Genomic DNA, 26802 nt, shown 5'->3' with positions numbered 1-26802 from the left:
ACGTGAAGCTGACATCCACATCATCGAGGATACTTCCCCTAGTGGACCGATATGCAAAACGTCCGATCGTCGAAACGACCAAACCGCCCGCATATCCCTTCATCATCCATCAATGTCAAAGAGCGTGAAGCGACAAAAACTGACGTAGCGCCTATCTTGTTTTAGGCGCGCCGCCCGTTCCTCACTTCGGTCAACGTCGGTTTTCCCGCCGCCGCCGTCCCGTCCGTTCCGCCGTGTGGCACACCGTCCGTTTCGGTGAGCGGTTATCTATGCCGCGCGTCCGACCGCCGCAAGAGGAAAAAACACGAAACCCGCGAAAATTTTCGACTGCCCGGAAAAACACCAACAAAACCTGGGATCGGCGCATGGCGCGGGCAGTGGCAGCTGCATCGGCGTGCAGAGTTATCCACAGGATCGCCGGCTCTCCCCTGCCCAAGTGGCCAGAATCACACCGGAATCACACCGGAATCATCCGCGACCCGGGCAAGCCGTGCCCCTTGAACGGGGCTCCGCCCCCCTTGCCTGCCGGTCACACCGTTCCGGGCAGGGCGTGGGTCACGCGACCGCCGCAGACCGTCAGGGCGATTCCCGTCCCGCCCAGATCGGTGGCCGGAATGGCCTCGACATCGCCGTCGATCAGCACGAGGTCGCCCGCAAGCCCCGGACGAAGCGTGCCCGTCACCCCTTCGCGATGCGCGGCCCAGGCCCCCCCCGCGGTATAAGCATGCAGCGCCGCCATCAGATCCAGCCGTTCGTCACGGCCCTCGGCCCCGTAGACCGGCCGCGTCTGGCTGGCCTGCAGGCTGCGCATGACATTCACATCGGTCACCGGCCAGTCGCTGGCAAAGGCCACTTTCGCCCCGGCCTCGGCCAGGGTGCGCGTCAGGTAGGCGTCCTTCCAGCGGTGCTGCGCGATCTGGTTCATCGTCGGGAACATCGGGAAGTCCATCGCGCCCGGCGGATGCGAGGGCTGGACGCTGGCGGTGATCCCCAAGGCCGAAAGCCGGGGCACATCCGCCGGGTCGATCAGTTCGATATGTTCGATCCGGTGGCGGCTGTCGCGCGGCCCGTTGGCCTGCCGCGCGGCCTCGTAGCCGTCGATCGTCGTCCGCACCGCCCCGTCGCCGATCGCATGGACCGCAATCTGCAGCCCGCGCCGGTCGATCTCGCAGCAGATCTCCTTGAACCGGTCGGGCGCGAACAGCGGTTCCGACCGGTGGCCGGGCTGGCCAGGGTAATCCTCAAGCATGAAGGCCGTGCCGCTGTCGACGACCCCGTCCATGAACATCTTGACGAAGCCCGATTGCAGCCAGTCATCGGCAAAGTCGCGCGTCATCGCATCGGCCCGGTCAAGCTCGGCCAGATCCATGTGCGGCTTGAAATGGAAGGGCACCTTGACCCGCGCCAAAAGGTTCCCTTCGCGCTGAAGGCCGCGCAGCAGCTCCAGCGTATAGCGGTTGCCGTCCATGTTCACCATCGAGGTGATCCCGTGGGTCGCGCAATGCCGCAAGCCGGCCAGCGCCTTGGCCCTGTCGACGGCCTGTTCGGCCTCGGCAGGCCAGGGCGAGGGTTCGCCGCCCGTGGCGATGCCCAGGTTGATCCGCGTCTCGCCCGACAGGGCCATGACCGGCGCGAAGGCCTCGAACTCGCGCAACTCGCCCGTGGCAAGGCCATCCGCCCCCATCACCACCTCATGCCCTCGCGGCATCTCGGCCCCGGCCAGGATCCCCGCAGCCTTCAGCGCCGCGGTGTTGGCCCAGACGGTGTGATGATCGGGCGCCATCATCGCGATCGGGCGGTCGGCGATGACCGCGTCCAGGTCCGCCCGCGTCACCGGATGGTCAAGGATGCCGTATTCCGCCCCCTGCGCCATCAATAGCGGCGCATCCGGGTTGCGTTCGGCATAGGAAAGAAACAGGGCGCGCAGCCGATCCAACCCATGCACGCCGCCCAGTTGCAGCTTGTCCAGCTCCGCCCCGCCCAGGACCAGGTGCAGGTGGCTTTCGACGAAGCCCGGCAGAAGTGTCCGGCCGCGCGCGTCGATCACCTGCGTGCCGGGGCCCGCCAGCGCCTCCACCTCGGACCGCGAGCCCGCCGCCAGCACCAGGCCGCCCGCGATGGCCACGGCCTCGGCGCGCGGGCGGGCCGCATCCATCGTCAGCACCCGCGCATTGGTCACGATCAGATCGGCACGCATGGCCCCCATTCCTTTCATTCTGGTCAAGATATTCCGGTTGTGCGGGCGCAAGGCCCGATGGGGCAGCGCCCCCTGCCCCAGGCCCCTGCCCTAGCCCCGTGCCCCGGCCGCAATGCCCTCGGCGATGGCACACAGCATCTCGAACATGATCGACACACCCAGGAACGCCGTGCCCCCGGAAGGATCGAAGGGCGGCGACACTTCCACAAGGTCGGCGCCCACGATGTTCACCCCGCGCAGCCCTTGCGCCGCCATCAGCGCCTGCCAGCTGGTCGGCCCGCCCACCTCGGGCGTACCGGTGCCGGGGGCGAAGGCGGGATCGACGAAGTCGATGTCATAGCTGACATAGGTCTCGCCCGTCCCGGCGCGTTCCCGTGCCTCGGCCATCACATCCTCGACCCCGCGCGCGTGGAACTCCTCGATCGGAATCACCCGGATCCCGACGGACGCCGCGAACTCGCGGTCCTCGCTGTCATAGGCCGTGCCGCGGATGCCGATCATCGTCACGCGCGCGGGGTCCAGAAGCCCTTCCTCCACGGCCCGGCGGAACGGGGTGCCGTGGGTATACATCGTGCCGCCGAAATAGCTGTGGAACAGGTCGGTGTGGCTGTCGAAATGGATCATCCCCAGTGGCCGGTCCCGGGCCAGCGCGCGCAGGATCGGCAGGGTGCACAGGTGATCGCCCCCCGCCGTCAACGGCACGATCCCCGCCGCGCGGACGCGGGCATAGAAAGCCTCCATCCGCGTGAGGCTGTCGATCACGTCCGCCGGGTTCGGGCCGACATCGCCCAGATCGGCGCAGGCCACCTGTTCAAAGGGCCTCACCCCGGTGATCCCGTTCTGCGCCCGGATCATGGTCGAGGCATCGCGCAATTGCCGCGGCCCGTGGCGCGGACCCGGACGGTTCGTCGTGCCGCCGTCCCAGGGGGCGCCGATCAGGCCGACCTGCACCTCGGCCAGCCGCGGATCGTCAAGCCCGACATGCGGCAGCCGCATGAATGTGGGCACCCCCGCGAAGCGCGGAAGATCGAAGCCCGACACAGGGCGAAAAAACTCCGAAACCGCCATGATCACCCCTCTGTCTATGATTCCCGGCCCCATCTGAACATTTGATCAAAGGATTGTCATCCAAATCCCCGCACGTTTCCGCACAGGCCGGGGTTCGGCCCCCGCGTCGGGGGTTGACCGCGCGCCGATCCGCGGGCCTACTTCGCGGCGAGCCTTGACCTGCCAGGAGAATGCCGATGTCCACCCTGTCCCCGCCCGGTGCCGGCCGGTCGCTGATTGCCCCGGATCTGACCATCACGGGCGACGTGAAGGGTGGCGGCAGCATCGAGGTGCAGGGCGCGATCGACGGCAAGGTCGATGTCCAGGGCCTGACGATCGGCCACGAGGGCCGCCTGAAGGGCTCGGCCCGCGCCGAAACGGTGGAACTGCGCGGCCGGATCGACGGCAAGATCAGCTGCCGCGACCTCACCATCCGGTCGGCGGCGCAGCTGAAGGCGGATGTGAACTACGTCACCCTGCACATCGACAGCGGCGCCCAGGTCGAAGGCCGTTTCACCCGCCCCAAGACCGCCTGACCCGCCCCGTTCAAACGCCCCGTTCAAACGCCCCGTTCAAACGCCGTAGTCAACCGCCGCGTTCAGCCGCCCTGCCGGGGCGGGATCGCATAGGTCAGCGAGGCACGCGCCACCACCGCCCCGGCCCCTTCGGAGCGGATCAGCACATCGCCCACCGCAAGCTGCCGGCCCAGTTTCAGGATCCGCGCCTCGCCGGTCAGGTCGCGCCTGGCCTCGGGCTTGCGCATGAAGTCGATCGAACAGTTCGTCGTGACCGCCAGCGCCACCGGCCCGATCCGGGACAGGATCGCCAGATAAAAGGCCACATCGGCCAGCGCGAACATGGATGGCCCCGAGACCGTGCCGCCCGGCCGCAGATGCCGTTCGGCCACCTTCAGACGGACGACCAGCCCGTCCTCGTCGATCCGGTCGATCGCGAAATCCCCGGCCACCTGCGGAAACTCCCGCACCAGAAACGCCTCAAGCGCCTCCCTGTCCATCACGAGGCTCATGCTCTTTCCCTTTTCCGTCTCACCCCGTAACCTTCCGTCAAACGAAAGGAATGACAAGATGAGCGACGAGCTTCTGATCCGCGAAACGCTTGGGTCCGTCGTGCGGCTGACGATGAACGCGCCCGCCCGGCTGAATTCCCTGTCCGACGCGATGCTGGCAGAACTGAAGACGGCCTTCACCGCGCTCGCGGCAGACCGTTCGGCGCGCGTCGTCATCCTGCGGGGCGCGGGCAAGGCATTCTGCGCGGGCCATGATCTGAAAGAGATGCAGGCCGCCCGCGAAGGCGACGACAAGGGCGCGGCCTATTTCGCCGATCTCTTCGCCCGCTGCGCCCAGGTGATGCAGATGATCCCCGCCCTGCCCCAGCCGGTGATCGCCGAAGCCCACGGCATCGCCACCGCCGCGGGCTGCCAGCTTGTCGCCTCCTGTGACATGGCGGTGGCGGCAGAGGGCACGCGCTTTGGCGTGAACGGGGTGAACATCGGCCTGTTCTGTTCGACACCCATGGTTGCCCTCACGCGCAATGTGCCGCGCAAGGTGGCGTTCGAGATGCTGACCACGGGCGAATTCATCGACGCCGCCCGCGCGCGCGAGGTGGGGCTCGTCAACCGCGTCGTACCCCATGAGGCGCTTGAGGCCGAAACCCTGCGGCTCGCCGAAACCGTCGCGGCGAAACTGACCGCCGCCGTCAGGATCGGCAAGCGCGCCTTCTACGATCAGGCAGGGCTGTCCCTAGCCGAGGCTTACGACCACGCGGGCCGGGTGATGGTGGACAACATGCTCTGGCGCGACACGGACGAAGGCATCGCGGCCTTCCTGGAAAAGCGCAAGCCCGACTGGGCGTGATCGCGGGCCCGCCCCTTCATTCTGGTCGAAATATCCCGAGGGGGGTCCGGGGGCGCAAAGCCCCCGGCCTTTCAACCCTGTGCACGGCGCGGTGCCACCCTGACCCTGATCCCGTCCTTCGCCCGCACCGTCAGATGTGCGACCGGCACCGGATCGTCGCCCGCGATCCGCTCGAACCTGCAGGCCCGCGCCAGCATCGCCAGCAACAGTGGCCCCTCGACCATGGCAAATCCCGCGCCGGTGCAGACACGCGGGCCGGCAGAGAACGGGATGAACGCCTCGCGCTGACAGGTCCTGGTGCCCTCTCGCGTCCAGCGGTCGGGATCGAAGGCATCCGCATCGGGCCAGATCCGTTCGTGACGGTGCAGGTGCCAGGGCGACAGCACGATCTGCGCGCCCGGCCTCACGTCGCGGTCCCGCATGCGTTCCGGGCAGGCGTTTTCCCGCACCATCATCGGCACCGGCGGATAAAGCCGCAGCACCTCGCGGAACACGTCGCGCGTGAATTTCAGCTGCCCGACCGCGGCGAAATCCGCCCCCTGCGCCAGCGCGGCCTCTGCCTCGGCCGCGACGCGATCCTGAACCTCGGGGTAAAGTGCCAGCAGATACAGCGCCCAGGCCAGCGCCGAGGCGCTGGTTTCATGTCCCGCCAGAAAGAAGATCGCCACCTGATCGACCATTTCGGCGGCCGAGAACCTCTCGCCCGTCTCGGGGTCGGTGGTGGTCATGATCTTGGTCGCCAGATCGTCGGGCGCGCATCCCGCCGCGATGGCTGCCGCGCGATCCTCGGTCAGGCGCGCGATCAGGTCGCGGATCACGCGGGCCGACCGCAGGGTCGCGCGCCGGTGAAAGCGCGGGAACCAGCGCGGCAGGGGCAGGAAGGCCGCGATGTTCAGGATCGGCTGGGTGCGCTGATAGGCGCGGAACTCCTCGAACACCCGCGCCGCGACCTCGTGTTCGATCGGGATCGAGAACAGCGTGCGAAAAATGACATCGGCCGCCGCATGGCTCATCTCTTCTTCGACCTCGACCACGCCGCCACGTGCCAGTCGCGCCACCGCCGATTGCCCGGCCTCCCACATCGCCGGGAAGGTGTCGCGCAGGCGGCCCCCTTCGAAGGCCGGGTCGATGATCCGCCTCTGGCGCTTCCAGACCTCGCCATTCGTGACAAAGACGCTGTTGCCCAGAAGCGGGTTCAAACCCTCGCGGATGCGGTTCGACTTCGGGAAATCCTCGGGCCGTTCGTTCAGGACGCGCCGGATCAGCGCCGGATCGTTGCACAGGAAGCTGCGGAAGAACGGTGTGCGGAACTCGGCCATCCATGCCCGGTAAAGCCGCGCAGGCTGCGCCGACAGGATATCCTGCCGGAACAGCCGGACATGACGCCAGAGCGACACCCGGTCGGGCCGAGGTATGGGCTTGGGCGGGATCATGCCGCCATGCCGACGTGAAGGTTCACCGCGCGATCGATGCGGCTTTTCGACGGCGGCCGGCCGCGGAACCGCTCGGCCAGTGAAACTGGCCCCGCCGTGATCTGGAAATAGTCGTAATCGCGCACCCGGTCGAAGGCGCAAAGATACTGGAAGTGCAGCCGGAAGAACCGCCAGCGCAATTCGGCCCATCGTTCGGGCGACAGGGTCTGCGTGAAGGCGGCCGAGATCACCAGCGGCCATTTCTGCCCTGCGGGCGCGACGCCCGACACCGCCACCGGATCGCACAGCGCGAATGCGCAACCGTCGCCGGGGGCCGTCACATCGACCCAGGTCAGTTCATCCCGCGCCGCCAGGAAATGCAGATCGGCACGCAACCGATCGGCGCGCGGCAGGAACGACACCATCGGCACGACCTGCCCCAGCGACAGGAAGGCCAGCGCCGGACGGCGGCCCCCGGCCGGTGCCGCGGGCAGGCCCGCGCGGATCAGGTCGGCCAGGATCGACACGCCCAGGTGCGCGCCCGAGGAATGGCCGATCACCAGAACCTCGTCCCAGTCCCCGTCAAGGGCGGCACGGACCGCCGCGCCGAATTCGGCCATCCGCGCCTCAAGCTCGGGCGGGTTGGCGCCGCCGAACTGCGCCGAATAGGCATAGTCATGCATCAGGTAATAGGCAAAGAACCGGCCATCCTTGGCGCGGAACCACCGCAGGACCAGCGCCGCCACAGCAAACAGCGCCAGCAGATACGCCCCGTCCCGCAGCATCATCCGCGCGCCGATCCGGCTGCTGCCATCGCCGCCCACCGGGATAAGCCCCGCCAGCGCCGCAAGCGCCAGCCCCGCCAGATGCCCCGCGACGACGGCCAGACCAAGCTGCGCCAAAAGCGCGAAGATCGGGTAAAGCGCCGCGATGATCGGACCCTTGCGCAGCCGCATCAGCCGGAACAGCGCGCCCGATCCGATATAGGCCCAGGCCGTGCGGACCAGTTGCAGATAGGTGCCGGGGATCGACTGGCTCATCGTGTCGCGGACGATATCGGACCAGACCAGAACCTCGACATCGGCCTCGGCGGCGCGCCCGTCCATCGTGGCAGTGACATGCCAGCCGTAGGGGCCTTTGGTGGTCTTGGGCTTCAGGTCCAGCGCATAGCCCGAGATGCGGGCCTGATCGGCGCCTTCCTTGCGATAAAGCTCGCGGTAGCGGCGCGGATGGATCGGGTCATAGCCGGGGATATAGAACACCCGCCGCCGGAAGGCTGCCTTCGCCCCGCTGTCCCCTGCCCTTTCGGTCATGCCCCACACAGTCCCAACCACTCACGCCGCCATTCTGGCCGGAAAATCGGGCGAAAGTAAGGGGGGCGACGGTCAGCCGAGCGTCGCGAGGAAGGGCACCTTTTCCAGCAGGAAATAGGAAAACGCCGACATCGCCCCGGTCATCAGCGCAACGCCCACCAGAACCAGCAGCAACCCCATGGCGCGTTCGATGGCCTTCATGTGCCGCTTGAGCCGGTTCATCACCCCCATCGACCGTTCGATGAAGATCGCCGCCAGCAGGAACGGCAAGCCAAGGCCAAGCGCATAGACACCCAGAAGCGTCGTTCCCCGTGCAAGGCTCGCCTCGGAGGCCGCCATCGACAGGATGCCGCCAAGGATCGGCCCGATGCAGGGCGTCCACCCGAAGGCGAAGGCCAGCCCCAGAAGGTAGGCGCCAAAGGCCGATCCGCCCTGATCCCCGGCATCGAGCCGCGCCTCGCGGTCCAGCATCGGAATGCGGAACAGCCCAAGGAAATGCAGGCCGAGGATGATGACGACCGCGCCCGCGACCTTGGAAAGGATATCCTGATAGCCAAGGAAGAACCGCCCGAAGGCCGAAGCGGCGAAGCCCAGGAACAGGAAGACCGTGGACAGGCCGAGAACGAAAAACAGCGCGGGCAGGATGATCCGGCTGCGGCCGCGCCCCTCGCGGATCTCGCCCATCGATATCCCGCCCATATAGGCCAGATAGGGCGGCACGATCGGCAAGACGCAGGGCGACAGGAACGACAGGACACCAGCAACCAGCGCCACCAGCATGGCAGGCAGCAGCGAGGCGTCGATCAGGTCGATTCCGAACATTCCTGTCCCTCCAGACCCGTTCCTTTTAGGCGCAAGGGCGGGTGGCGTCACCGGGGCAGCAGGTCACATCCCCTGCCCCGGCGATCACAAGCATGGCACCGGGCCTCAGCGGCCCAGGGACCACCAACCCTTGCGGCGCGGCTTCGGCTCGCCCGCGTCGGATTGCGGGGCCTCTGCCTCGGCCGGATCGGGCGCCGTGGTCTCGGCCACGGGAACCTGTCCCGGATCGGGCTGAAGCCCGGCATCCGGCGCACCTTCGGCAACGGGTGCAGGTTCGGGCGCGGCTTCGGGTTCCGCCGCGGGTTGCGGCACCGGGGCGGCGTCCTCGGTGGCCTTCGCTTTGGGTTTGCGCGACCGGCTGGCAGGCTTCGGCGCTTCGCCATCCGCCTCGTTGGCCGTTTCCGCAACGGTGGCCTTCGACTTCGACGCGCTCTTGGCCTTCGGCGCAGACGCCTTGGCCGTAGACGCCTTGGCCTTCGTGCTGCGCGTCGACTTGGCCTTGGGCGCGTCCTCGACCGTCTCCACCGCCTCGGCCGCAGGCGTTTCGGCCTCGACCGTATCGGCCTGAGCAACGGCTGCGGCGTCGGGCGCGGCTGCGGTTGCGGCGGTATCGGCCGTTTCGGCCTTCGCCTTCGACCGGGACGACCGGCTGCGGCTGCGCGACTTCTTGGGCTTTTCCTCGGTCACGGCGTCATCCGCGGCCTCTGCGGGCACCCCGGATTCGGCGGCGCCTTCGGCGTCATCCTCATCGGCGCCTTCGGCATCGCTGCCCTCGTCGCCGTCTTCGGCGCCCATCTGGCCCTCGCCTTCGCGCGATGCACCGCTTCCGCCGCGACGACGGCGGCGGCGGCGCCGCTTCTTCTTGTTGCCGTTGCCGGATGCGGCGTCACCGGCCTCGCTGCGCGCGGGAGCCTCGGCGGCGGCCTCCTCGGCCTCTTCGACCTCATCCTCCTCGACCGGCAGGTCCTCGTCTTCCTCGACCCACTCGCCCATCAGGCTGGCGTTTCCGGAAATCGCCTGCGTCACCGTGTCGGGGACGACCCGCGTCGCGGTCTTGAACTTCTCCATCGAATAGTCGGGGCTCACCAGATGCGGGTCGGCCTCGATCCGGACGGCCATGCCGTACCGCGCCTCGATCAGCGCGATATGTTCGCGCTTGGCGTTCATCAGGTAGTTCACCACCGCGACCGGCGCCTTCAGCAGCACCTCTTTCGACCGCTTGCGCGTGCCTTCCTCTTCCAGCGCGCGCAGGATCGTCAGCGCCATGCTGTCATCCGACCGGATCAGCCCGGTGCCGTGGCAATGCGGGCAAGGCTGCGTGGTGGATTCGAGCATGCCCGGCCGCAGCCGCTGGCGGCTCATCTCCAGCAGGCCGAAGCCCGAGATCCGCCCCACCTGGATGCGCGCGCGGTCGGTCTTCAGCTTTTCCTTCAGCCGCTTTTCGACCGCCGCGTTGTTCTTGCGCTCTTCCATGTCGATGAAGTCGATGACGATCAGACCGGCCAGGTCGCGCAAGCGCAACTGGCGGGCCACTTCGTCGGCGGCTTCAAGGTTGGTCTTCAGCGCGGTTTCCTCGATCGAGCCTTCCTTGGTCGCCCGGCCCGAGTTCACGTCGATCGCGACCAGCGCCTCGGTCACGCCAATGACGATGTAGCCGCCGGATTTCAGCTGCACCGTCGGGTTGAACATGCCCGACAGGTAGCTTTCCACCTGATGACGCGCGAAAAGCGGCATCGGTTCGTCATACCGTTTCACCATCTTGGCATGGCTCGGCATGATCATCCGCATGAAATCCTTGGCGGTGCGATAGCCCGCCTCGCCTTCCACCAGAACCTCGTCGATCTCGCGGTTGTAAAGATCGCGGATCGACCGCTTGATCAGGTTGCCCTCTTCATAGATGGGCGCAGGCGCGATGGATTTCAGCGTGAGTTCGCGGATCTGTTCCCAAAGCCGCATCAGGTATTCGTAGTCGCGCTTGATCTCGGCCTTGGTGCGCTTGGCGCCTGCGGTGCGGATGATCAGGCCCGCGCCTTCCGGCACCTCCATCTCGCCCGCGATTTCCTTCAGCTTCTTGCGGTCGGCGGCCTGGGTGATCTTGCGCGAGATGCCGCCGCCACGCGCGGTGTTGGGCATCAGCACGCAATAGCGGCCGGCCAGCGAAAGGTAGGTCGTCAGTGCCGCGCCCTTGTTGCCGCGTTCTTCCTTGACCACCTGCACCAGCATGATCTGGCGCACCTTGATCACTTCCTGGATCTTGTAGCGACGCGCGCGCGGCCGGCGGGGGGCGCGGATTTCCTCGGTCACGTCCTCGTCGGCGACGGATTCGATCTCGTCGTCGATGTCGGCGGCGTGATCGACCGCGCGATAGGGTTCGTCGCGGTCTTCGCCCGACCGCGCCGGGGCGTCCGGACCGGCCTCGGGGGCGGCCTCGCCCGCCTCGGGCGCGTCGGAAGTGTCCGAAGAGTCGGCGGTATCGGCCGCGACCTCGGTCACGGTGGCCTGCGCCTCGGCGCCGGTCAGGGGTTCGGCCTCGATCCCGGCGCCGGCATCATCCTCGCCCAGATCGACCACGTCCATCCCGGCGATCTCGGTGCTGACGCGGGTGGCAACCGTATCGGCCTTTTCCGCACGGGGCGCCTTGTCGCGGCGCGGCTTGCGCGACCGGCGGTTGTCTTCCTCATCCTCGGCCCGCGCCATCGCGCGTTCCTCTTCCAGCAGCGCCTTCCGGTCCGCCACGGGGATCTGATAATAATCCGGGTGGATTTCCGCAAAGGCGAGGAAGCCGTGACGGTTCCCGCCGTAATCGACAAAGGCCGCCTGAAGCGAGGGTTCGACCCGCGTTACCTTTGCCAGATAGATGTTGCCTTGAAGCTGGCGCTTGTTGACGGTTTCAAAATCGAATTCCTCGACCTTGTTTCCGTCGACCACGACCACGCGGGTTTCCTCCGCGTGGGTGGCGTCGATGAGCATTTTCTTTGCCATGTAAATCCAATGCATCCGGCCCGCAGCAAACGCCCCGGCGGACCGGAGCAGGAATGGATACGGGCAATCGGATGTCTGTCAGGGGCGCTGGCGCACGGTGCGGCAAATCGGGCCTTGCCCTGCGGGCAGACCTCGAAAGCCTTGTTTTCCATCGCGCGCATCATCGCGGTTCACGTCTGGAGGGTTTTCGCCCCCCACCTAAAATAGCCGCACAGGTCCGGGGACATGAGGGCAATGCTAACAGTCTTGCGACCGATCCGGCTGACCCTGAGCGGCGCGACGATGCGCACCTTCACCATGGCCAGAGAATTCGTTGGCGGGACAGACCCGCGCCTCGCGACCCTAGCGGGAAAGTCAGGCAAAGGGCAATGGCGAATTTCGGCCACTGCCTCCCCTTCTGCGGGTGCCGCGCCTTTCCGGACCTCAACCACGGGCTGAAGCGCCGCAGATCTAACGCGGCAGCGCGGGCCCGCCCCGGTCAGGAAGGGATCGCGCGGATCAGACGTAATCCGCCCGGCTCAGCCCGTATTTGGCCATCTTCTCGTTCAGGGTCCGGCGCGGCAGGCAAAGTTCCTCCATCACCGCGACGATGCTGCCCTTGTGGCGGCGCATGGTGTTGTCGATCAGCATCCGCTCGAAGGCCTCCACATAATCCTTCAGCGGCTTGCCCTCGGTCGTCAGCGCCGGGCCCGACGCCTCGTTGTCGGCCATCAGAAGGCTGGCGATCGACCCCGAGCCGCGCCGGTTCTGCAATACCGCGCGCTCGGCGATGTTCACCAGCTGGCGCACGTTTCCGGGCCAGGGGGCCTGCAGAAGCTGCGCGGCCTCCTGCGCGGTCACGGCGGGGGCGTCGCAGCCGTATTCCTCGGCGAACTGTTCCGACATGCGGGTGAACAGAGTCAGGATGTCTTCGCCCCGCTGGCGGAGCGGCGGCAGAACGATCGTCATCGCCCCCAGCCGGTAGAACAGGTCGGGCCGCAGGATATCTTCCAGCGACTTGTCTGGCGCATGTTCGTTGCAGATCGCGATGATCCGCGTCTCGGGCGGAGTGCCCTGTTCGTTGATGAAGGTCAGCAGCCGCGATTGCAGCGCATGGGACAGGGATTCGATATCCTCAAGGCAAAGCGTGCCGCCGCGCGCCTCCTCGACCAGCGGCAGATGCCCTTCCGAGGTCGGCCCGAACAGTTTTTCGGCCAGCTGATCCTCGGACCAGGCCGCGCAGGAGATGGTGACGAACTTGCGCCCGGCGCGCGGGCCCACCGCGTGCAACGCGTGCGCCACCAGCGTCTTGCCGGTGCCGGTTTCACCGTCGATCAGCACATGGCTGTCGGCCTGCCCCAGATCGAGGATATCCTCGCGCAGCCGTTCCATCACCGGGCTGGAGCCGATCAGTTTCTTCATGAGGACCGTGCCGTCCGACAGCTCGCGCCGCAGCGCGCGGTTGTCCAGTGTCAGCCGCCGCGCCTGTGTGGCGCGCTTGGCAAGTTCGGTCATCCGGTCGGGATTGAACGGCTTTTCCAGAAAGTCATAGGCCCCGATCCGCATCGCCTCCACCGCCATCGGCACGTCGCCATGCCCGGTGATCATGATCACCGGAAGGCCGGAATCCATGCTCATCAGCCGTTTCAGAAACGCCATGCCGTCCATGCCCGGCATCCGGATGTCGCTCACGACCACGCCGGGGAATTCCGGCGACAGGGACGCCAGCGCCTCTTCCGCGCTGCCATAGGTTTCCGTGTCAAAGCCCGAAAGGGCCAGCCACTGGCTGATCGACTGCCGCATATCGGCTTCGTCATCGACGATCGCAACCTTCATCGCTCGCGCCATGCTGTCTTTACTCCGCTGCTTCAACTTCCTTGCCCAGAAGGGGCAGTTGCACTTCGAACACCGCGCCGCCCGCGGGCAGGTTCTTGGCCGTCAGCCGTCCGCCCAGATCGGCAACGATCCCTGACGAGATGGCAAGGCCAAGCCCGACGCCCTCGCCGGGCTTCTTGGTGGTGTAGAAGGGTTCGAACAGGTTATCGAGATCGGCGATCCCGTGGCCATTGTCACGCACCGCCAGCACCGCCGCCTCGCCCGACGTCAGCAGGATCTCGACCTGCGGGTCGGGGCGGTCCTTCGTGGCATCCAGCGCGTTGCGCAACAGGTTGATGATCACCTGTTCCAGCCGGATCCTGTCGGCCATCACCATCACCGGCTGGCGCGGCAGGGTCCGGGTGATGCGCACCACCCGCGCCTTCAGCTGCGGCTCCATCATCGCCAGCGCCGAGGACACGCAGGCGCGCACGTCCACCGGCTCGAACGCCTCGCCGCCCTTGCGGGCATAGGATTTCAGCTGCCGGGTGATCGCGCCCATCCGCTCGATCAGGTCGTCGATCCGCTGAAAGGACGACAGCGCCTCTTCCGGGCGGCGGCGCTGCAAAAGCAGCCGCGCCCCGGCCAGATAGGTCTTCATCGCCGCCAGCGGCTGGTTCAGCTCGTGGCTGACCGCCGCCGACATCTCCCCCAGGGCGGCCAGTTTCGAGGATTGCGCCAGCGTCTGTTCGGCGACGGCCAGATCCTTCTGCGCCTTCTCGCGTTCCGCGATCTCGCGCTGCAGGCGCGCGTTCAGAAGCCGCAGTTCCGCGGATTCCTTCTGGAAGGACAGCGATTGCGACCACGCCCGCCGCGACAGGAAGTAGAAGGTCAGCGCCAGCAGGATGGCAAAGCCCATGATCTCCAGCGCCAGAACCCCGTTCACCCGTTCGCGCACGGAATCATAGGCGGTGAAGGTCACGATCCGCCAGCCGCGGAAGGGCACCCGCGCCTCGGTCCGCATCACCGCCTCGCCGCGCAGATAGGCATCGGGCGGGGCTTGCGCCCAGTCGGTCGCGCCCTTCAGCGCCCGCGCCATCGCCGAGGGCGAATCCTTCACCGCCAGCGCCTCTTCCAGCAGCTTGCCGCGCCAGCGCGGTTCGGTCGCCAGCATCACGATCCCGGTGCTGTCGGTCACGATCACCGCATCCTGGAAGGCCGACCAGGCGCGTTCATACTTCACCAGGTCCGGGGCGACGACCACCACCCCCAGGATGCGGTTTTCGGCCCGGACCGCCCGCGAATAGCTGAACTCGTAACCGCCCGTGTCCGACTGCGCGGCCGAGAACACCGTCTCATTGGTCCGCTGCGCATCGACGAACTGCGGCTTTTCGCGCAGCGACGTGCCCAGGAGGTTGCGGTTCGTCGCGCCCACGATCCGCCCGTCCACGTCCAGAAGCAGGATCGAGGCGGCGCCGATTTCGGCCTGGAAGGACATCAGCCGCGCCGAGGTGCCCGAGAAATCGCCCGCCGACAGCGCCTTGATCAGCTCGGGGTCCCGCGCCAGCAGAAGCGGCACGACCGCCGTGCGCTGCAACTCCGACGTGAGGTTCCCGGAATAAAGCGCCATCCGCAGTTCCGCCCGCGTGCGCGTCGCCTCGGTGAAGCGTTCGGTCAGCCATCGGTTGGTGACAAACACCACAACGACCGCCGCCAGGACCAGGAACAGGATGACCAGCCGCACGGGCCAGGTGATGCCCTGCGTGCCCTCGGTGCCGGTATCGTCTGGCGTGGTGTGGCGGTCGCTCATGGAAAGAGTCTAGGCGCGGACCGCAGGCCCCTCAAGGCCCCGCCCCTCAGGCCAGCGCCAACCCGCCGATCAGGCCCGCGAAAAGCCGCGCCCCGTCGGTGCCGCCATGGGCCGCGTCCACCACCCGCTCGGGGTGCGGCATCATCCCCAGGACGCGCCGGTTTTCCGACAGGACGCCCGCGATATCCCCCATCGCGCCGTTGGGATTGTCCATGTAGGTGAAGGCCACGCGGTCCTCGCCCTGAAGGCGCGCCAGCGTTTCGGCATCCACCGTGTAGTTGCCGTCGTGATGCGCCACCGGGACCGAGATCACCTCGCCCAGGCCATAGCCCGAGGTATAGGCGCTGTCGGTCGTGGCCACCCGCAGGTCGACCCGCTTGCAGACGAATTTCAGCCCCGCGTTGCGCATCAGCGCGCCGGGCAGAAGGCCCATCTCGGTCAGCACCTGAAAGCCGTTGCAGACGCCCAGCACATAGCCACCGCGGCGGGCATGGTCGATCACCGCCGCCCCGATGGGCGAACGCGCCGCGATCGCGCCGCAGCGCAGGTAGTCGCCGAACGAGAAGCCGCCGGGAATGGCCACCACATCGACGCCCGCGGGCAGCGCCGTGTCCTTGTGCCAGACCCGCGCCACATCGGCCCCCGCCCGTTCGAAGGCCACGGCCATGTCGCGGTCGCAGTTGGAGCCGGGAAAGGTGATGACGGCAGCCTTCATGGGTCGGTCCTCGGGTCAGGATGTGGACGGGTCACGGTGGGGGAGTCGCCCCTCAGCGCCCACCCCGCCCGCCCCATAGCGCAAACGGGAGGCTGAGGAAAGTGGGGAGGATTGCCCTGAGGAGGCGAGAAGAATCGCTTTAGCTGGTTTGAATTTTCCGTGCCGTTCAATTCCTGTTGGAAGGACTGATGTTTAACGTAAGGATGATGTTCCCGGCGTCACTTCGCTTGAAGCCATCGGCAATTGAATTGAGCTACGGTTGATTTGGCGTATCACGCCCCCAACCCCACGATCACCGCCACCCCCGGCGGGGTGGGGCCGTTGAAGGCGCGGAGTTCGGCGGAGGCGTCGGCGAGTTTCACCTCCCGGGCGATGAGCGGGCGCATGTCCACCCGGCCCGCCTCGATCAGCGCCAGGAGCGAGGGGTAGCGCCAGCTGGGCATCCCCCGCGTGCCGAAAAGCGCGAGGTTCTTCATGTAGACCGCGTTCATGTTGATCTGCATCCGCGCGGTGTGGCCCACCGGCATGCCCACCTGCACATGGCGGCCAAGCGCGCGCAGGCATTCGATGGACCCGTTGGTGGTGGCCTCGATCCCCAGGGCCTCCACGCTCACATGGGCGCCGCCGCCGGTGGCCTCGACGATGCGGGCGGCGACGTCGCCCTGCCGCGCGTCGATGGCGATCTCGGCCCCGAGCGACAGCGCGTGGTCCAGCTTTTCGGGCACCACGTCGACGACGATCACCCGCGCCCCCATCGCCCGGCCGAGGATCAGGCAGGAAAGCCCGATCCCCCCGGTGCCGTGGATCGCCAGCCATTCGCCCGCCTGCACCGCCGCGCGCCCGGTCAGCGCGTGCCAGGCGGTCGTCACCCGGCACCCAAGCCCCGCCGCCACCACCGGCGACAGGCTTTCGGGCAGCCGCGCCAGGTTGTGGGCCATCGGCACGCTGACGAGGTCGGCGAAGGCGCCCGGTTCGGTAAAGCCCGGCAGGCGCTGGTTCTTGCAGGTGTGCCCCTGCCCCGACTGGCAGTCCGGGCAGGCCCCGCAGGACAGGATGAAGGGCGCCACGACCCGGTCGCCCACCCGCCATTTCGCCAGCGGCCCGGCCTCCACCACCTCGCCGCAGTATTCATGCCCCGGTATCTGGCCGGGCTTGACGCGCGGATGTTCCCCGGTCCAGCCGTGCCAGTCCGACCGGCAGATGCCGCAGGCCAGGACCTTCAGCACCACGCCGTCGGGTTCGCAGACCGGATCGGGAACTTCCTCGATCGACAGGTCGGCATTGTACTGGCGAAGAACGGCGGCGCGCATGTGATCCCCCCTTGGCGGTTTCCCGCATGGGGGCAGAGCGCGGGCGTGCCGTCAAGCCCGCGCCACACCGCTCATGGCGAAAGGCTCAGCGCCCCCTGCGGCGTTCGCGGCGGGCCGGGCCGCCCGCCTCGTCCCCGGTGCCGTCCCCGGCCGAGGAGAAGGGCCCCAGGGCCTCCGAGATCGCCTCGAGCGTCGGGCGCGGTCCCTTGGGCCGGGTTTCCAGCGCCGCGCGCATGGCGCGCAGGTGTTCGGCCATGGTGCCGCAGCAGCCGCCGATGATCCGCGCGCCCGCGTCGCGCGCGAGGCAGGCGTAATCGGCCATCAGATCGGGCGTGCCGTCATAGACGATGGCGCCGTCCTTGTATTTCGGGATACCCGCATTGCCCTTGGCGATGATCGGGCGTTCGGTACCCTGGGCCACGAAACCCAGGATGGTGCGCAACAGGTCGGACGAGCCCACGCCGCAGTTCGCACCGAAAGCCACGGGCGGGTTCGGCAGCTTCTCGACCAGATCGGCCATCTGCGCCGAGGTCACGCCCATCATGGTGCGCCCCGCGGTGTCAAAGCTCATCGTGCCGCACCAGGGCATGCCGGCAAGGCACGCGGCCTCGGCGGCGGCGCGGAATTCCTCGGGCGCGCTGATGGTTTCCACCCAGAGCACGTCGACGCCGCCCTCCTTCAGCCCTTCGGCCTGTTCATGGAACATCTCGACCGCCAGCTCATGGGTCAGGCTGCCCATCGGGGCCATGATCTCGCCCGTCGGGCCCATCGACCCGGCGACAACCACGGGCCGGCCCGCCGCATCGGCGATCTCGCGGCCGAGCGCCGCGCCCAGACGGTTCAGTTCGCGCACCCGGCCCTGCCCGCCATGCAGCTTCAGCCGGCTTGCATTGCCACCGAAGGTGTTGGTCAGGAAGATGTCCGACCCGGCCTCGACCGCGCTGCGGTAAAGCGTGCGGATATCGTCGGGGCGGTCGGCGTTCCAGTATTCGGGCGCATCGCCCGAGGACAGGCCCATGTTGAACAGGTTCGTGCCCGTCGCCCCGTCGGCCATCAGCCAGTCGCGTTCGGCCAGAAGGCGGGAAAGCAGGTCGGTCATCCTTGCCTCGTCACTTGGCGGCCGCGATGGCCGCTATTTCAGCCTCCGGGCACCCGTGCCCGGCCTGACCTACCCTTGCCACGGCGGAAAGCGACAGGCAAACCCATATTCCGCAACTTCATCATGCAGGGGCGCGCAAGTCGGCGCCTCGCCAGGCGGAGGCGGAACGACGGGGCAACGGCGTGCCGCCATGCGAAAAGGGCCGCCCCCGGGGGACGGCCCTTTTTCATCCGGTCACTCGCCGGATCAGAATTCGTCCATGAGCTGCGCCTTGGCGACCGGCAGCAGTTCGGCCATCTTCGCGCGGATCTCGTCGGCCGAGGCCTTGGCACCCAGATCCGCCGCGACCTTGCGCACCACGTCCTCGATCCCGGCTTCCTCGAAATCGGAATTCACCACCTCGATCGCATAGGCATCCGCATCGGCCCCGGTCTTGCCCATCAGGCCCGCGGCCCAAAGCCCCAGAAGCTTGTTGCGACGCGCCTCGGCGCGGAACTGCATGTCGGCATCATGGGCGAACTTGGCTTCAAACGCGTTCTCGCGGTCGTCAAAGGTGGTCATGGTCGGGCCCCTTGCGGTGAATGTCTCTTTTCCTCCATATGCCCCGCCCCGTCCCTGCTCGCAAGAGGCAGCGAGCCGGAAAAACCGCCCCGGCCCGCTGCGGCTGCGGACGGCAGGCGCGACGAAGCGAAGCGGGGCGGGCAAGGCCGGGTGCTGGCCGGGCATGAGCTTGGCGGGCTTGTCCTTGTAAGGCGGGCCTGCTTGGCTTATAGGCGCGCAAACGCCCGGCAGCATACGGCAGCGCCGGACCCTGACGGGCGCCCCACGGGCCGCCCGCGCAGGAAGCGCGGAGGAACCCACGGGGGATGCTTGGCGAACATTCGGGCGCCCACGGATCGGAGAAGGCATGGCACGTCGCAAGAAGGTCTACGAGGGGCAGGCGAAGATCCTCTACGAAGGCCCCGAACCCGGCACCCTGATCACGTATTTCAAGGACGACCCCGCCAGCGGCGGGAAGGACGGCGCCACGGCCGCTGGTACGGCCTCGGGCGTGGGCGATGGCAAGGGTGTGCTGAACAACCGGCTTTCGGAATTCTTCATGTCGGGGCTGAACGGCATCGGGGTGCCCACCCATTTCATCCGCCGCCTGAACATGCGCGAACAACTCGTCCGCATGGCCGAGATCGTCCCGCTGGAAATCGTGGTGCGCAATTTCGCCGCGGGCGACCTCAGCCGCCGACTTGGCATTCCGGAAGGCACGCCGCTGCCCCGGCCGATCGTCGAATACTATTACAAGGACAGCCGCCTGGGCACGCCGATGGTGGCCGAGGAACATATCGTCGCCTTCGGCTGGGCCAATCAGCAGGACCTTGATGACATCGTGGCGCTGGCGCTGCGCGTCAACGACTTCCTCTCTGGCGTGATGCTGGGCGTGGGCATCCGTCTGGCCGATTTCCGGATCGAGGCCGGCCGGATCTGGGAAGGCGACTTCATGCGCCTGATCGTCGCCGACGAGATCAGCCCGGATGTCTGCACGCTGTGGGACCTGCGCGGGCTGGAAAGCCCCGACCGCGAAGGCCTGATCCGCGAACCCGGCCCGCTGGCCGATCCCTATACCGAACTTGCGCGGCGCCTAGGCGTCCTGCCCTCGAACGTCACGCATACCACCAAACCGACCCTGATCAACTGAAAGGCCCGACGATGAAAGCCCGCGTCCATGTCATGCTGAAGGATGGTGTCCTTGATCCGCAGGGCGAGGCCGTGCGCCACGCGCTTGGCACGCTTGGGTTTTCCGGCGTCACCGCCGTGCGTCAGGGCAAGGTGATCGACCTCGACCTCGCCGCCACCGACCGCGCCGCCGCCGAGGCCGAGGTCAAGGCGATGTGCGAAAAGCTTCTGGCCAATACCGTGATCGAGAAATACACGGTCGAGATTTCGTGAGCATCAGGACGAAGATCCGCCCGCAACATACTGTTTTGGCGGGCAGAATTTCATGACCGACACGGCGTGCGGCCGGCACGGGAAAGGGGGGCTGTCTGCCCCCCTCTTTGCCTTCGGCAAATTCACCCCCCGAGGGTATTTTCGTCAGGTTGAAAGGCAACTTGAATCAAATGCCCTTCACTCTGGTCCAAATATCACGGGGGTGAGGGCCGCGAGGCCCGAGGGGGCAGCGCCCCCTTTCCGCTTTCATCCCTAAAGCAGGGTCAGCTGATCGCCGGGGCGAGGTGGCGGGCAGAACCGTCCCGTGTCCATCGGCGGCTGGCGTTCGGTCAGGCCGAGACGGGTCAGCGCCTTGCGGAACCGCTGGTCCATCAGGTCGGACCAGACGCCCCGGCCCCGCATGCGGCGGCCGAATTCGGGATCGTAGTCGCGCCCGCCGTGCAATTCGCGGACCCGTGCCATGATCTTTGCCGCCTCGCCCGGACGATGCTCGGCCAGCCAGTCCCGGAACAGCGCGGCGACCTCAAGAGGCAGGCGCAGCATGATCCAGCTGGCCGAGGTCGCACCTGCATCGCGGGCCGCCTTCAGGATCGCCTCGAGCTCGGTATCGGTCAGGCCGGGGACCACGGGCGACACCATCACGCGCACCGGCACGCCCGCCTCCGCCAGACGGCGAATGGTTTCAAGCCGCCGCGCGGGCGGCGGGCAGCGCGGCTCCATCTGCCGGGCGAGCGGCGCATCCAGCGTCGTGACCGACACACCGACCCGCGCCAGGCCCGCCTGCCCCATCGGGCCGAGGATGTCGATATCCCGTTCGATCAGCGTGCCTTTGGTGACGATGGCCACAGGGTGGTGGAAATCCCGCAGCACCTCCAGCACCCCGCGCGTCACACGGTGCTCGGCTTCGCAGGGTTGGTAAGGGTCGGTATTGGTGCCAAGCGCGATCGGTGCGGGGGAATAGGATTTCGCCCGCAGTTCCTGCGCCAGCACCGCATCGATGCCGGGGCGCGCGATCAGACGGGTTTCGAAATCTACCCCCGGCGACAGGTTCAGAAAGGCATGGCTGGGCCTCGCATAGCAGTAGGCGCAGCCATGCTCGCACCCCCGGTAGGGGTTCACCGACCGGTCGAATGGCAGGTCGGGGGACCGGTTGTAGCTGATCCCGGACCGCGGCCGTTCGATCCGCACCTCGGTGCACACCAGACGGTCATCCTCCGGCAGGTCCCAGCCATCGGCGACCGCCTCGCGTCGTTCGGGCTCGAAGCGGCCGGCGGGGTTTTCCCGCGCCCCCCGCGCGCGAAGCCTTTGACCGGGCAGCAGCGTTCGTGCATCGTCAGACATGCCGGGACTATGGAACATAATGCGAACATTCGCCAGATGATTCTGTGCGCCAGGCCTGCGGCTGTCGGCTTTCACCCCGCCCATGTCGCAATCCGAAAAGTGAAATGGCGGCAGGTGCCGCATTCAGGCTGTGTCAAAGACCCGCAGGAGCGCCCCCAATGGCCGACGAAGAAGACATCATCCTTTCGGAACTGAGCGACGACGAACTTGTCCTTCAGATGCATGACGACCTTTACGACGGTCTGAAGGAAGAGATCGAGGAAGGTGTCACCATCCTTCTGGAGCGCGGCTGGACGCCCTATGACGTCCTGACCAAGGCGCTGGTCGAAGGGATGACGATCGTCGGCGCCGACTTCCGCGACGGCATCCTTTTTGTTCCCGAAGTGCTGCTGGCCGCGAACGCGATGAAAGCGGGCATGGCCATCCTCAAGCCGCTCTTGGCCGAAACCGGCGCGCCGCGAATGGGCAAGATGGTGATCGGCACGGTCAAGGGCGACATCCATGACATCGGCAAGAACCTTGTGTCGATGATGATGGAAGGCGCGGGCTTCGAGGTGGTCGATCTTGGCATCAACAATGCCGTCGAGAAATATCTCGAGGCGCTGGAAACCGAAAAGCCCGACATCCTGGGCATGTCCGCCCTGCTGACGACGACCATGCCCTACATGAAGGTCGTGATCGACACGCTGAAGGAAAAGGGCATGCGCGAGGATTACATCGTGCTGGTGGGCGGCGCCCCCCTGAACGAGGAATTCGGCCGCGCGATCGGCGCCGACGCCTATTGCCGCGATGCCGCCGTGGCCGTGGAAACCGCAAAGACACTGGTCAGCCGCAAGCACAACCAGATGAAGGCCTGATCCGGGCATCGGTTCATAAAGGCTCCCATGTCCTGCCCCGGCTCGCGATACGCAAGCCGGGGTTTCTTTTTCCTTGCGGGGGGCCTGCCCGCCCCCCACATTCGTCGAAACGCAAGGCAATGCCGATGATCCATTCCCCCGATGACCGTGTGCTGACAGAACAGGGCCTGACCGCAGAACGCGGCGGGCGCATCCTGGCCATCGCCTGTGGCGCGCTGGCGCACGAGATCCTTGCGCTGAAGGCCGTGAACGGCTGGGATCACCTCGATCTGCAGTGCCTGCCCGCGAACCTGCATCTGTGGCCCGACCGGATCCCGGCGGCGGTGGAAGAGGCTGTCAAGAAACGGAAGGACGCATACGAGGCGGTCTATGTCCTTTACGCGGATTGCGGAACAGGCGGGCAATTGTTGCATAAGTGCAAGAAATTGGGCGTCGAGATGCTTGAAGGCCCTCATTGCTATTCGTTTTTTGAAGGCAATGTCCTGTTCGCGGAAAAGGCCGAAACCGAGATCACCGCCTTTTACCTGACCGATTTCCTCGTCCGGCAGTTCGATGCCTTCGTCTGGCGCCCGATGGGGTTCGACCGTCACCCCGAACTGATCCCGATGATGTTCGGCAACTACACCAAGCTGGTTTATCAGGCCCAGACAGATGATCCGGCGCTGGATGCGAAGGCGGCGGATTGCGCGGCGCGCCTTGGCCTTGCCTATGAACGGCGGCTGACGGGCTATGGCGATCTGGAAACCTCGCTTCGGCGCTTTGCCGCCACCTGACGGAGGGCGCCTTTCCCCTGCCCCGGCCTTGGCCTAGACTGCGCCCGAACGAACGAGGCAGGCCATGTTCCCCGATCCTGCGCTGACCGCGCTCCGCGCCCTTCTGGGCGATCGGCTCACTACATCCCCGGCCGTGCTGGACCAGCACGCCGCCAGCGAAACCCATGTCACGGCGCGCAGTCCCGATGCGGTGGCCTTCCCCGAAACGACGGCCGAGGTGGCGGCGCTGATGCGCATCTGCGCCAGCCACGGCCTGCCGGTCATCGGCTGGGGGGCGGGCACCTCGCTGGAAGGGCATGCGCTGGCGGTCAGGGGCGGCGTCACGGTCGATTTCACCCGCATGGACCGCCTGATCGAGGTCCGCGCCGAAGACATGATCGCCCGCGTCCAGCCCGGCATCACGCGCGAGGCGCTGAACGCCGATCTACGCGCGACGGGGCTGATGTTTCCGGTCGATCCGGGGGCCAATGCCACCATCGGTGGCATGGCCGCGACCCGCGCCTCGGGCACGACGGCGGTGCGTTACGGCACGATGCGCGACGCGGTGCTGGGGCTTGAGGTGGTGCTGGCAGACGGGCGCGTGATCCGCACCGGAACCGCCGCCCCGAAATCCAGTGCAGGCTATGACCTGACCGCGCTGTTCGTCGGCTCCGAAGGCACGCTTGGCCTGATCACCGAACTGACCTTGCGCCTGCATGGCCAGCCCGAGGCGATTTCGGCGGCAGTCTGCGCCTTCCCGGGCATGGCCGAGGCGGTGGACTGCGTCATCGCCACGATCCAGTCGGGGATCCCGATGGCGCGGATCGAATTCCTGGACGACGCCTCGGTCCGCGCCTGCAACGCGCATGCCGGAATGGCGCTGCCCGAGGTGCCGCATCTGCTGGTCGAATTCCACGGCTCGCCCGCCGGGGTGGCGGAACAGGCGGCCCGTTTCGGCGAACTGGCCGAAGCGTTCGGCAGCCGCGGCTTTCAGTGGGCCGACCGGACCGAGGACCGCACCCGCCTCTGGAAGATGCGTCATAACGCCTATCCGGCCATCGTTGCCTCGCGCCCCGGTGCCACGGCGGTGGTGACGGATGTCTGCGTGCCGATCTCGCGCCTGGCCGAGGCCGTGGCCGAAACCCAAGCCGATATCGCTGCAAGCGGCATCCCCGGCCCGATCCTTGGCCATGTGGGCGACGGAAACTTCCACGCGATCCTTCTGGTCCGCCGCGACGATCCGGACGAGCTTGCCACGGCCAAGGCGCTGGCCGGGCGGATGGCGGAACGCGCGCTGCGCTTTGGCGGCACGATCACCGGCGAACATGGCATCGGGATCGGCAAGAAAGGCCACATGGCCGCCGAACACGGGGATGCCTGGGCGGTGATGGGGGCGATCAAGGCAGCACTTGACCCCGCCGGCTTGATGAATCCCGGCAAACTGGTGGAGGACCAATGACTGCCCACGCCCTGCAATCGCCCGAGGATTTTCCCCGCACCTTCGCCAGCCTCTGGGGCGCACGCGATGCCGAGGGGCTTTCCGCGCTTCTGGTCGAGGACGCCGACATGCTGACGCTCAGCGGGGCCGTCTGCGAGGGCCGGAAAGAGATCGCCGCCACGCTGGCAGGGGAATTCGCGGGCAGTTTCGCCCGGTCGCGCCTTGTGACCGGAAAGGCCCGCCTGCGCCCCATCGGCCCCGGCGCGGGTGTGCTGCATCAGCGGTTCGTCCTGTCGGGGCTGGTCGATCACGAAGGCCGTGACATGGGCCGCATCGGCGCGCTGATGACGGCTGTGCTGATCGCCACGCAAGAGGGCTGGCGCGCAGTGAGCCTGACCTTCGCCGCGACGGGCTGATCAGCCGTCCAGCAGCGCCCGCGCCGCCTGCCGCGCCGCATCCGAAATCGTATCGCCCGACAGCATCCGGGCGATTTCCTCGACCCGCGCAGGCACGTCCAGGGGCGTCACGGTCGACAGTGTCATGTCGCCCTCCACGCGCTTTTCCACGCGCCAGTGATGGCCGCCCAGGGCCGCCACCTGCGGGCTGTGCGTGACGACCAGAACCTGCGCCCCTGCCGCCAGCGCCTTCAACCGCCGCCCGACCGCATCGGCGGTGGCCCCGCCCACGCCGCGGTCGATTTCGTCGAAGATCAGCGTCATGCCCGGCGCATCGCCCATCAGGCAGACCTTCAGCGCCAGAAGAAAGCGCGAAAGCTCCCCGCCCGAGGCGATCCGGTTCAGCGGCCCGGACGGCGCGCCAGGGTTCGTGGCCACAGTGAAGGCCACCTGATCGCGCCCCTCGGGCCCCGGATCGGCGGGCGTGATCTCGGTCGCGAAGACCGCGCGTTCCATCTTCAGCGGCGCCAGTTCCGCCGCCATCGCGGCATCCAGCCGCCGGGCGGCCTCCGTCCGCCGGGCCGTGACCGCCGCCGCTTCGGCCTGATAGGCCGCGTCCGCCTCGGCCTCGGCCTTTTCCAGCGCGGCGATGTTCCCCGCCCCGCCGTCAAGCGCGGCAAGGCGTGCCCGCAAATCCCCCGCGAAAGCGCCAAGGTCATCGGGCAACACACCGTGCTTGCGCGCCAGCGCCCGGATCGCGAACAGCCGTTCCTCGACCGTCTCAAGCTCTGCCGGGTTGAAATCGAGGCTGTCCAGCACCCGTTCCACCCCCATCTGCGCCTCGCCCAGTTCGGTCAGCGCCCGGCTCAGCGCGGCGATCGGTTCCTCCAGCGCACCTTCGGCCCGGTCGGCCGCCCCTTCCAGCCAGCGCATGGCATCGGTCAGGATCGCGCCGGCGCCGTCCTCGGACAGCGCCTGGTGCGCGCGGGCGATGTCGGCGCGGATCCGTTCGGCCCCCTGCATCATCCGGCGGCGCGCGTCCAGCGTCGCCTCCTCGCCCGGTTCGGCGTTCAGCTTGTCAAGCTCGGCGACCGCATGGCGCAGGAAATCCTCTTCGCTGCGCATCGCCTCCAGCGCCGTGCGCGCGGCGGCGACGGCGCGTCGCGCCTGCCCCAGACGCGACCATGCCGCCCGCATGGGCGCAAGATCGATCCTGGCGAAGGTGTCCAGCAACTGCCGGTGCCCGCGCGGGTTCAGCAGCCCCCGGTCGTCATGCTGGCCATGCAATTCCACAAGCGTATCGGACAGCGCGCGCAGCACCTCGCCGGACACGCGGCGATCATTGACCCAGGCGGTCTTGCGGCCATCCGCCGTATTCACCCGCCGGAGGATCAGCGTACCGTCCTCGGCGCCGATCCCCGCCTCCTCCAGCACCGCATGGGCCGCGTGACCGGCGGGCAGCGCGAATTCGGCCACCACCTCGCCCTGTTCTGCGCCCGCGCGCACCAGTTCGGCCCTTCCGCGCCATCCCAGAACAAAGCCAAGCGAATCCAGCAAAATGGATTTGCCCGCGCCGGTTTCGCCGGTCAGAACGTTCAGACCGGGCCGGAACGCAAGGCTCAACCGGTCGATGATCAGCATGTCGCGGATTTCAAGCGCGCAGAGCATCCTGCCCCCGTCGGATGGGGTTTCCCCCGCCCCTG

The 26802-nt window shown here is 67.4% G+C and carries 23 protein-coding genes; 8 read left to right on the top strand and 15 right to left on the bottom strand.

Annotated elements, in window-relative coordinates; all coding sequences use genetic code 11:
* Positions 1 to 529 precede the first annotated feature (529 nt).
* Together E7811_RS17305 and E7811_RS17300 are read right to left on the bottom strand one after the other, a co-directional pair.
* Positions 530 to 2197 carry an amidohydrolase gene (locus tag E7811_RS17305; RefSeq protein WP_136395938.1) on the bottom strand — a complete coding sequence of 556 codons (1668 nt, stop codon included), beginning with the start codon at positions 2195 to 2197 and terminating at the stop codon, positions 530 to 532.
* Between the two features lie 90 nt (positions 2198 to 2287).
* Positions 2288 to 3265, bottom strand: coding sequence for an agmatinase (locus tag E7811_RS17300; RefSeq protein WP_136395937.1), 978 nt, complete (start codon positions 3263 to 3265; stop codon positions 2288 to 2290).
* A 176-nt stretch (positions 3266 to 3441) separates the two neighbouring features.
* Here E7811_RS17300 and E7811_RS17295 point away from each other — a divergent pair, with 176 nt between their 5' ends.
* The gene (locus E7811_RS17295) at positions 3442 to 3780 is read left to right on the top strand and encodes a bactofilin family protein (RefSeq protein WP_168733080.1); all 339 of its coding nucleotides are present in this window, start codon (positions 3442 to 3444) and stop codon (positions 3778 to 3780) included.
* A 62-nt stretch (positions 3781 to 3842) separates the two neighbouring features.
* Here E7811_RS17295 and E7811_RS17290 read toward each other — a convergent pair whose 3' ends face one another.
* The gene (locus E7811_RS17290) at positions 3843 to 4271 is read right to left on the bottom strand and encodes a PaaI family thioesterase (protein WP_136395935.1); all 429 of its coding nucleotides are present in this window, start codon (positions 4269 to 4271) and stop codon (positions 3843 to 3845) included.
* Positions 4272 to 4329: 58 nt separating this feature from the next.
* Here E7811_RS17290 and E7811_RS17285 point away from each other — a divergent pair, with 58 nt between their 5' ends.
* Positions 4330 to 5118, top strand: coding sequence for an enoyl-CoA hydratase (locus tag E7811_RS17285; RefSeq protein ID WP_136395934.1), 789 nt, complete (start codon positions 4330 to 4332; stop codon positions 5116 to 5118).
* 71 nt (positions 5119 to 5189) lie between these two features.
* Here E7811_RS17285 and E7811_RS17280 read toward each other — a convergent pair whose 3' ends face one another.
* The 10 genes from E7811_RS17280 to E7811_RS17235 form a co-directional block, all read right to left on the bottom strand.
* Positions 5190 to 6551: a cytochrome P450 gene (locus tag E7811_RS17280; RefSeq protein ID WP_136395933.1), complete on the bottom strand. Its 1362-nt coding sequence runs from the start codon at positions 6549 to 6551 to the stop codon at positions 5190 to 5192.
* Positions 6548 to 7843 (bottom strand): hypothetical protein, encoded by a 1296-nt coding sequence (locus tag E7811_RS17275; RefSeq protein WP_136395932.1) that lies wholly within the window; start codon positions 7841 to 7843, stop codon positions 6548 to 6550. The genes E7811_RS17280 and E7811_RS17275 overlap by 4 nt, the downstream gene beginning before the upstream one ends.
* A gap of 72 nt (positions 7844 to 7915) precedes the next feature.
* Positions 7916 to 8665, bottom strand: coding sequence for a cytochrome c biogenesis CcdA family protein (locus E7811_RS17270; protein ID WP_136395931.1), 750 nt, complete (start codon positions 8663 to 8665; stop codon positions 7916 to 7918).
* Positions 8666 to 8770: 105 nt separating this feature from the next.
* Positions 8771 to 11647: an Rne/Rng family ribonuclease gene (locus E7811_RS17265; protein ID WP_136395930.1), complete on the bottom strand. Its 2877-nt coding sequence runs from the start codon at positions 11645 to 11647 to the stop codon at positions 8771 to 8773.
* A 498-nt stretch (positions 11648 to 12145) separates the two neighbouring features.
* Entirely contained in the window at positions 12146 to 13474 is a 1329-nt protein-coding gene (locus E7811_RS17260) for a sigma-54-dependent transcriptional regulator (protein ID WP_136395929.1), read from the bottom strand.
* Between the two features lie 7 nt (positions 13475 to 13481).
* The gene (locus tag E7811_RS17255; RefSeq protein WP_136395928.1) at positions 13482 to 15251 is read right to left on the bottom strand and encodes an ATP-binding protein; all 1770 of its coding nucleotides are present in this window, start codon (positions 15249 to 15251) and stop codon (positions 13482 to 13484) included.
* 46 nt (positions 15252 to 15297) lie between these two features.
* Entirely contained in the window at positions 15298 to 15966 is a 669-nt protein-coding gene (gene purQ / locus E7811_RS17250) for a phosphoribosylformylglycinamidine synthase subunit PurQ (RefSeq protein WP_136395927.1), read from the bottom strand.
* Positions 15967 to 16238: 272 nt separating this feature from the next.
* On the bottom strand, positions 16239 to 17276 hold the full coding sequence (locus E7811_RS17245; RefSeq protein WP_136395926.1) for a zinc-dependent alcohol dehydrogenase family protein: 1038 nt from the start codon (positions 17274 to 17276) through the stop codon (positions 16239 to 16241).
* Between the two features lie 85 nt (positions 17277 to 17361).
* Entirely contained in the window at positions 17362 to 18375 is a 1014-nt protein-coding gene (bmt, locus tag E7811_RS17240) for a betaine--homocysteine S-methyltransferase (RefSeq protein ID WP_136395925.1), read from the bottom strand.
* Positions 18376 to 18621: 246 nt separating this feature from the next.
* Positions 18622 to 18936, bottom strand: coding sequence for a DUF1476 domain-containing protein (locus E7811_RS17235; protein WP_136395924.1), 315 nt, complete (start codon positions 18934 to 18936; stop codon positions 18622 to 18624).
* Between the two features lie 346 nt (positions 18937 to 19282).
* Here E7811_RS17235 and E7811_RS17230 point away from each other — a divergent pair, with 346 nt between their 5' ends.
* Positions 19283 to 20065 (top strand): phosphoribosylaminoimidazolesuccinocarboxamide synthase, encoded by a 783-nt coding sequence (locus tag E7811_RS17230; RefSeq protein ID WP_136395923.1) that lies wholly within the window; start codon positions 19283 to 19285, stop codon positions 20063 to 20065.
* Positions 20066 to 20076: 11 nt separating this feature from the next.
* Complete coding sequence (purS, locus tag E7811_RS17225; RefSeq protein WP_136395922.1) at positions 20077 to 20316, top strand: phosphoribosylformylglycinamidine synthase subunit PurS; 240 nt, start codon at positions 20077 to 20079, stop codon at positions 20314 to 20316.
* Positions 20317 to 20568: 252 nt separating this feature from the next.
* Here the strand turns inward: purS and E7811_RS17220 are convergent, their stop codons facing one another.
* Positions 20569 to 21657, bottom strand: coding sequence for a PA0069 family radical SAM protein (locus tag E7811_RS17220; RefSeq protein ID WP_136395921.1), 1089 nt, complete (start codon positions 21655 to 21657; stop codon positions 20569 to 20571).
* Between the two features lie 158 nt (positions 21658 to 21815).
* On the opposite strand from E7811_RS17220, the gene E7811_RS17215 reads away from it, so the two are divergent.
* The 4 genes from E7811_RS17215 (at position 21816) to E7811_RS17200 (ending at position 25120) form a co-directional block, all read left to right on the top strand.
* Entirely contained in the window at positions 21816 to 22514 is a 699-nt protein-coding gene (locus E7811_RS17215; protein WP_136395920.1) for a corrinoid protein, read from the top strand.
* A 125-nt stretch (positions 22515 to 22639) separates the two neighbouring features.
* Positions 22640 to 23287, top strand: a complete 648-nt coding sequence (locus tag E7811_RS17210) for a DUF1638 domain-containing protein (RefSeq protein ID WP_136395919.1) — start codon at positions 22640 to 22642, stop codon at positions 23285 to 23287.
* Between the two features lie 64 nt (positions 23288 to 23351).
* Complete coding sequence (locus tag E7811_RS17205) at positions 23352 to 24725, top strand: FAD-binding oxidoreductase (protein ID WP_136395918.1); 1374 nt, start codon at positions 23352 to 23354, stop codon at positions 24723 to 24725.
* Entirely contained in the window at positions 24722 to 25120 is a 399-nt protein-coding gene (locus tag E7811_RS17200; RefSeq protein ID WP_136395917.1) for a nuclear transport factor 2 family protein, read from the top strand. Before E7811_RS17205 ends, E7811_RS17200 begins: the two co-directional genes overlap by 4 nt.
* On the opposite strand, the gene recN is transcribed toward E7811_RS17200, so the two are convergent.
* Positions 25121 to 26767 (bottom strand): DNA repair protein RecN, encoded by a 1647-nt coding sequence (gene recN, locus E7811_RS17195; protein ID WP_136395916.1) that lies wholly within the window; start codon positions 26765 to 26767, stop codon positions 25121 to 25123.
* Positions 26768 to 26802 lie beyond the last annotated feature (35 nt).

This window comes from Aliigemmobacter aestuarii (assembly GCF_004799285.1).
GTDB lineage: Bacteria > Pseudomonadota > Alphaproteobacteria > Rhodobacterales > Rhodobacteraceae > Aliigemmobacter > Aliigemmobacter aestuarii.
This window is presented reverse-complemented; position numbering and strand designations above follow the sequence as displayed.

Coding starts and splice junctions, on each gene's coding strand:
- E7811_RS17255 (WP_136395928.1), bottom strand. CDS start 15,251: ATGAGCGACCGCCACACCACGCCAGACGATACCGGCACCGAGGGCACG.
- E7811_RS17205 (WP_136395918.1), top strand. CDS start 23,352: ATGTTCCCCGATCCTGCGCTGACCGCGCTCCGCGCCCTTCTGGGCGAT.
- recN (WP_136395916.1), bottom strand. CDS start 26,767: ATGCTCTGCGCGCTTGAAATCCGCGACATGCTGATCATCGACCGGTTG.
- purS (WP_136395922.1), top strand. CDS start 20,077: ATGAAAGCCCGCGTCCATGTCATGCTGAAGGATGGTGTCCTTGATCCG.
- E7811_RS17200 (WP_136395917.1), top strand. CDS start 24,722: ATGACTGCCCACGCCCTGCAATCGCCCGAGGATTTTCCCCGCACCTTC.
- E7811_RS17275 (WP_136395932.1), bottom strand. CDS start 7,843: ATGACCGAAAGGGCAGGGGACAGCGGGGCGAAGGCAGCCTTCCGGCGG.
- E7811_RS17215 (WP_136395920.1), top strand. CDS start 21,816: ATGGCCGACGAAGAAGACATCATCCTTTCGGAACTGAGCGACGACGAA.
- E7811_RS17300 (WP_136395937.1), bottom strand. CDS start 3,265: ATGGCGGTTTCGGAGTTTTTTCGCCCTGTGTCGGGCTTCGATCTTCCG.
- E7811_RS17260 (WP_136395929.1), bottom strand. CDS start 13,474: ATGGCGCGAGCGATGAAGGTTGCGATCGTCGATGACGAAGCCGATATG.
- E7811_RS17295 (WP_168733080.1), top strand. CDS start 3,442: ATGTCCACCCTGTCCCCGCCCGGTGCCGGCCGGTCGCTGATTGCCCCG.
- E7811_RS17280 (WP_136395933.1), bottom strand. CDS start 6,551: ATGATCCCGCCCAAGCCCATACCTCGGCCCGACCGGGTGTCGCTCTGG.
- E7811_RS17265 (WP_136395930.1), bottom strand. CDS start 11,647: ATGGCAAAGAAAATGCTCATCGACGCCACCCACGCGGAGGAAACCCGC.
- E7811_RS17290 (WP_136395935.1), bottom strand. CDS start 4,271: ATGAGCCTCGTGATGGACAGGGAGGCGCTTGAGGCGTTTCTGGTGCGG.
- E7811_RS17245 (WP_136395926.1), bottom strand. CDS start 17,276: ATGCGCGCCGCCGTTCTTCGCCAGTACAATGCCGACCTGTCGATCGAG.
- E7811_RS17285 (WP_136395934.1), top strand. CDS start 4,330: ATGAGCGACGAGCTTCTGATCCGCGAAACGCTTGGGTCCGTCGTGCGG.
- E7811_RS17270 (WP_136395931.1), bottom strand. CDS start 8,665: ATGTTCGGAATCGACCTGATCGACGCCTCGCTGCTGCCTGCCATGCTG.
- E7811_RS17235 (WP_136395924.1), bottom strand. CDS start 18,936: ATGACCACCTTTGACGACCGCGAGAACGCGTTTGAAGCCAAGTTCGCC.
- E7811_RS17210 (WP_136395919.1), top strand. CDS start 22,640: ATGATCCATTCCCCCGATGACCGTGTGCTGACAGAACAGGGCCTGACC.
- purQ (WP_136395927.1), bottom strand. CDS start 15,966: ATGAAGGCTGCCGTCATCACCTTTCCCGGCTCCAACTGCGACCGCGAC.
- E7811_RS17305 (WP_136395938.1), bottom strand. CDS start 2,197: ATGCGTGCCGATCTGATCGTGACCAATGCGCGGGTGCTGACGATGGAT.
- bmt (WP_136395925.1), bottom strand. CDS start 18,375: ATGACCGACCTGCTTTCCCGCCTTCTGGCCGAACGCGACTGGCTGATG.
- E7811_RS17230 (WP_136395923.1), top strand. CDS start 19,283: ATGGCACGTCGCAAGAAGGTCTACGAGGGGCAGGCGAAGATCCTCTAC.
- E7811_RS17220 (WP_136395921.1), bottom strand. CDS start 21,657: ATGTCTGACGATGCACGAACGCTGCTGCCCGGTCAAAGGCTTCGCGCG.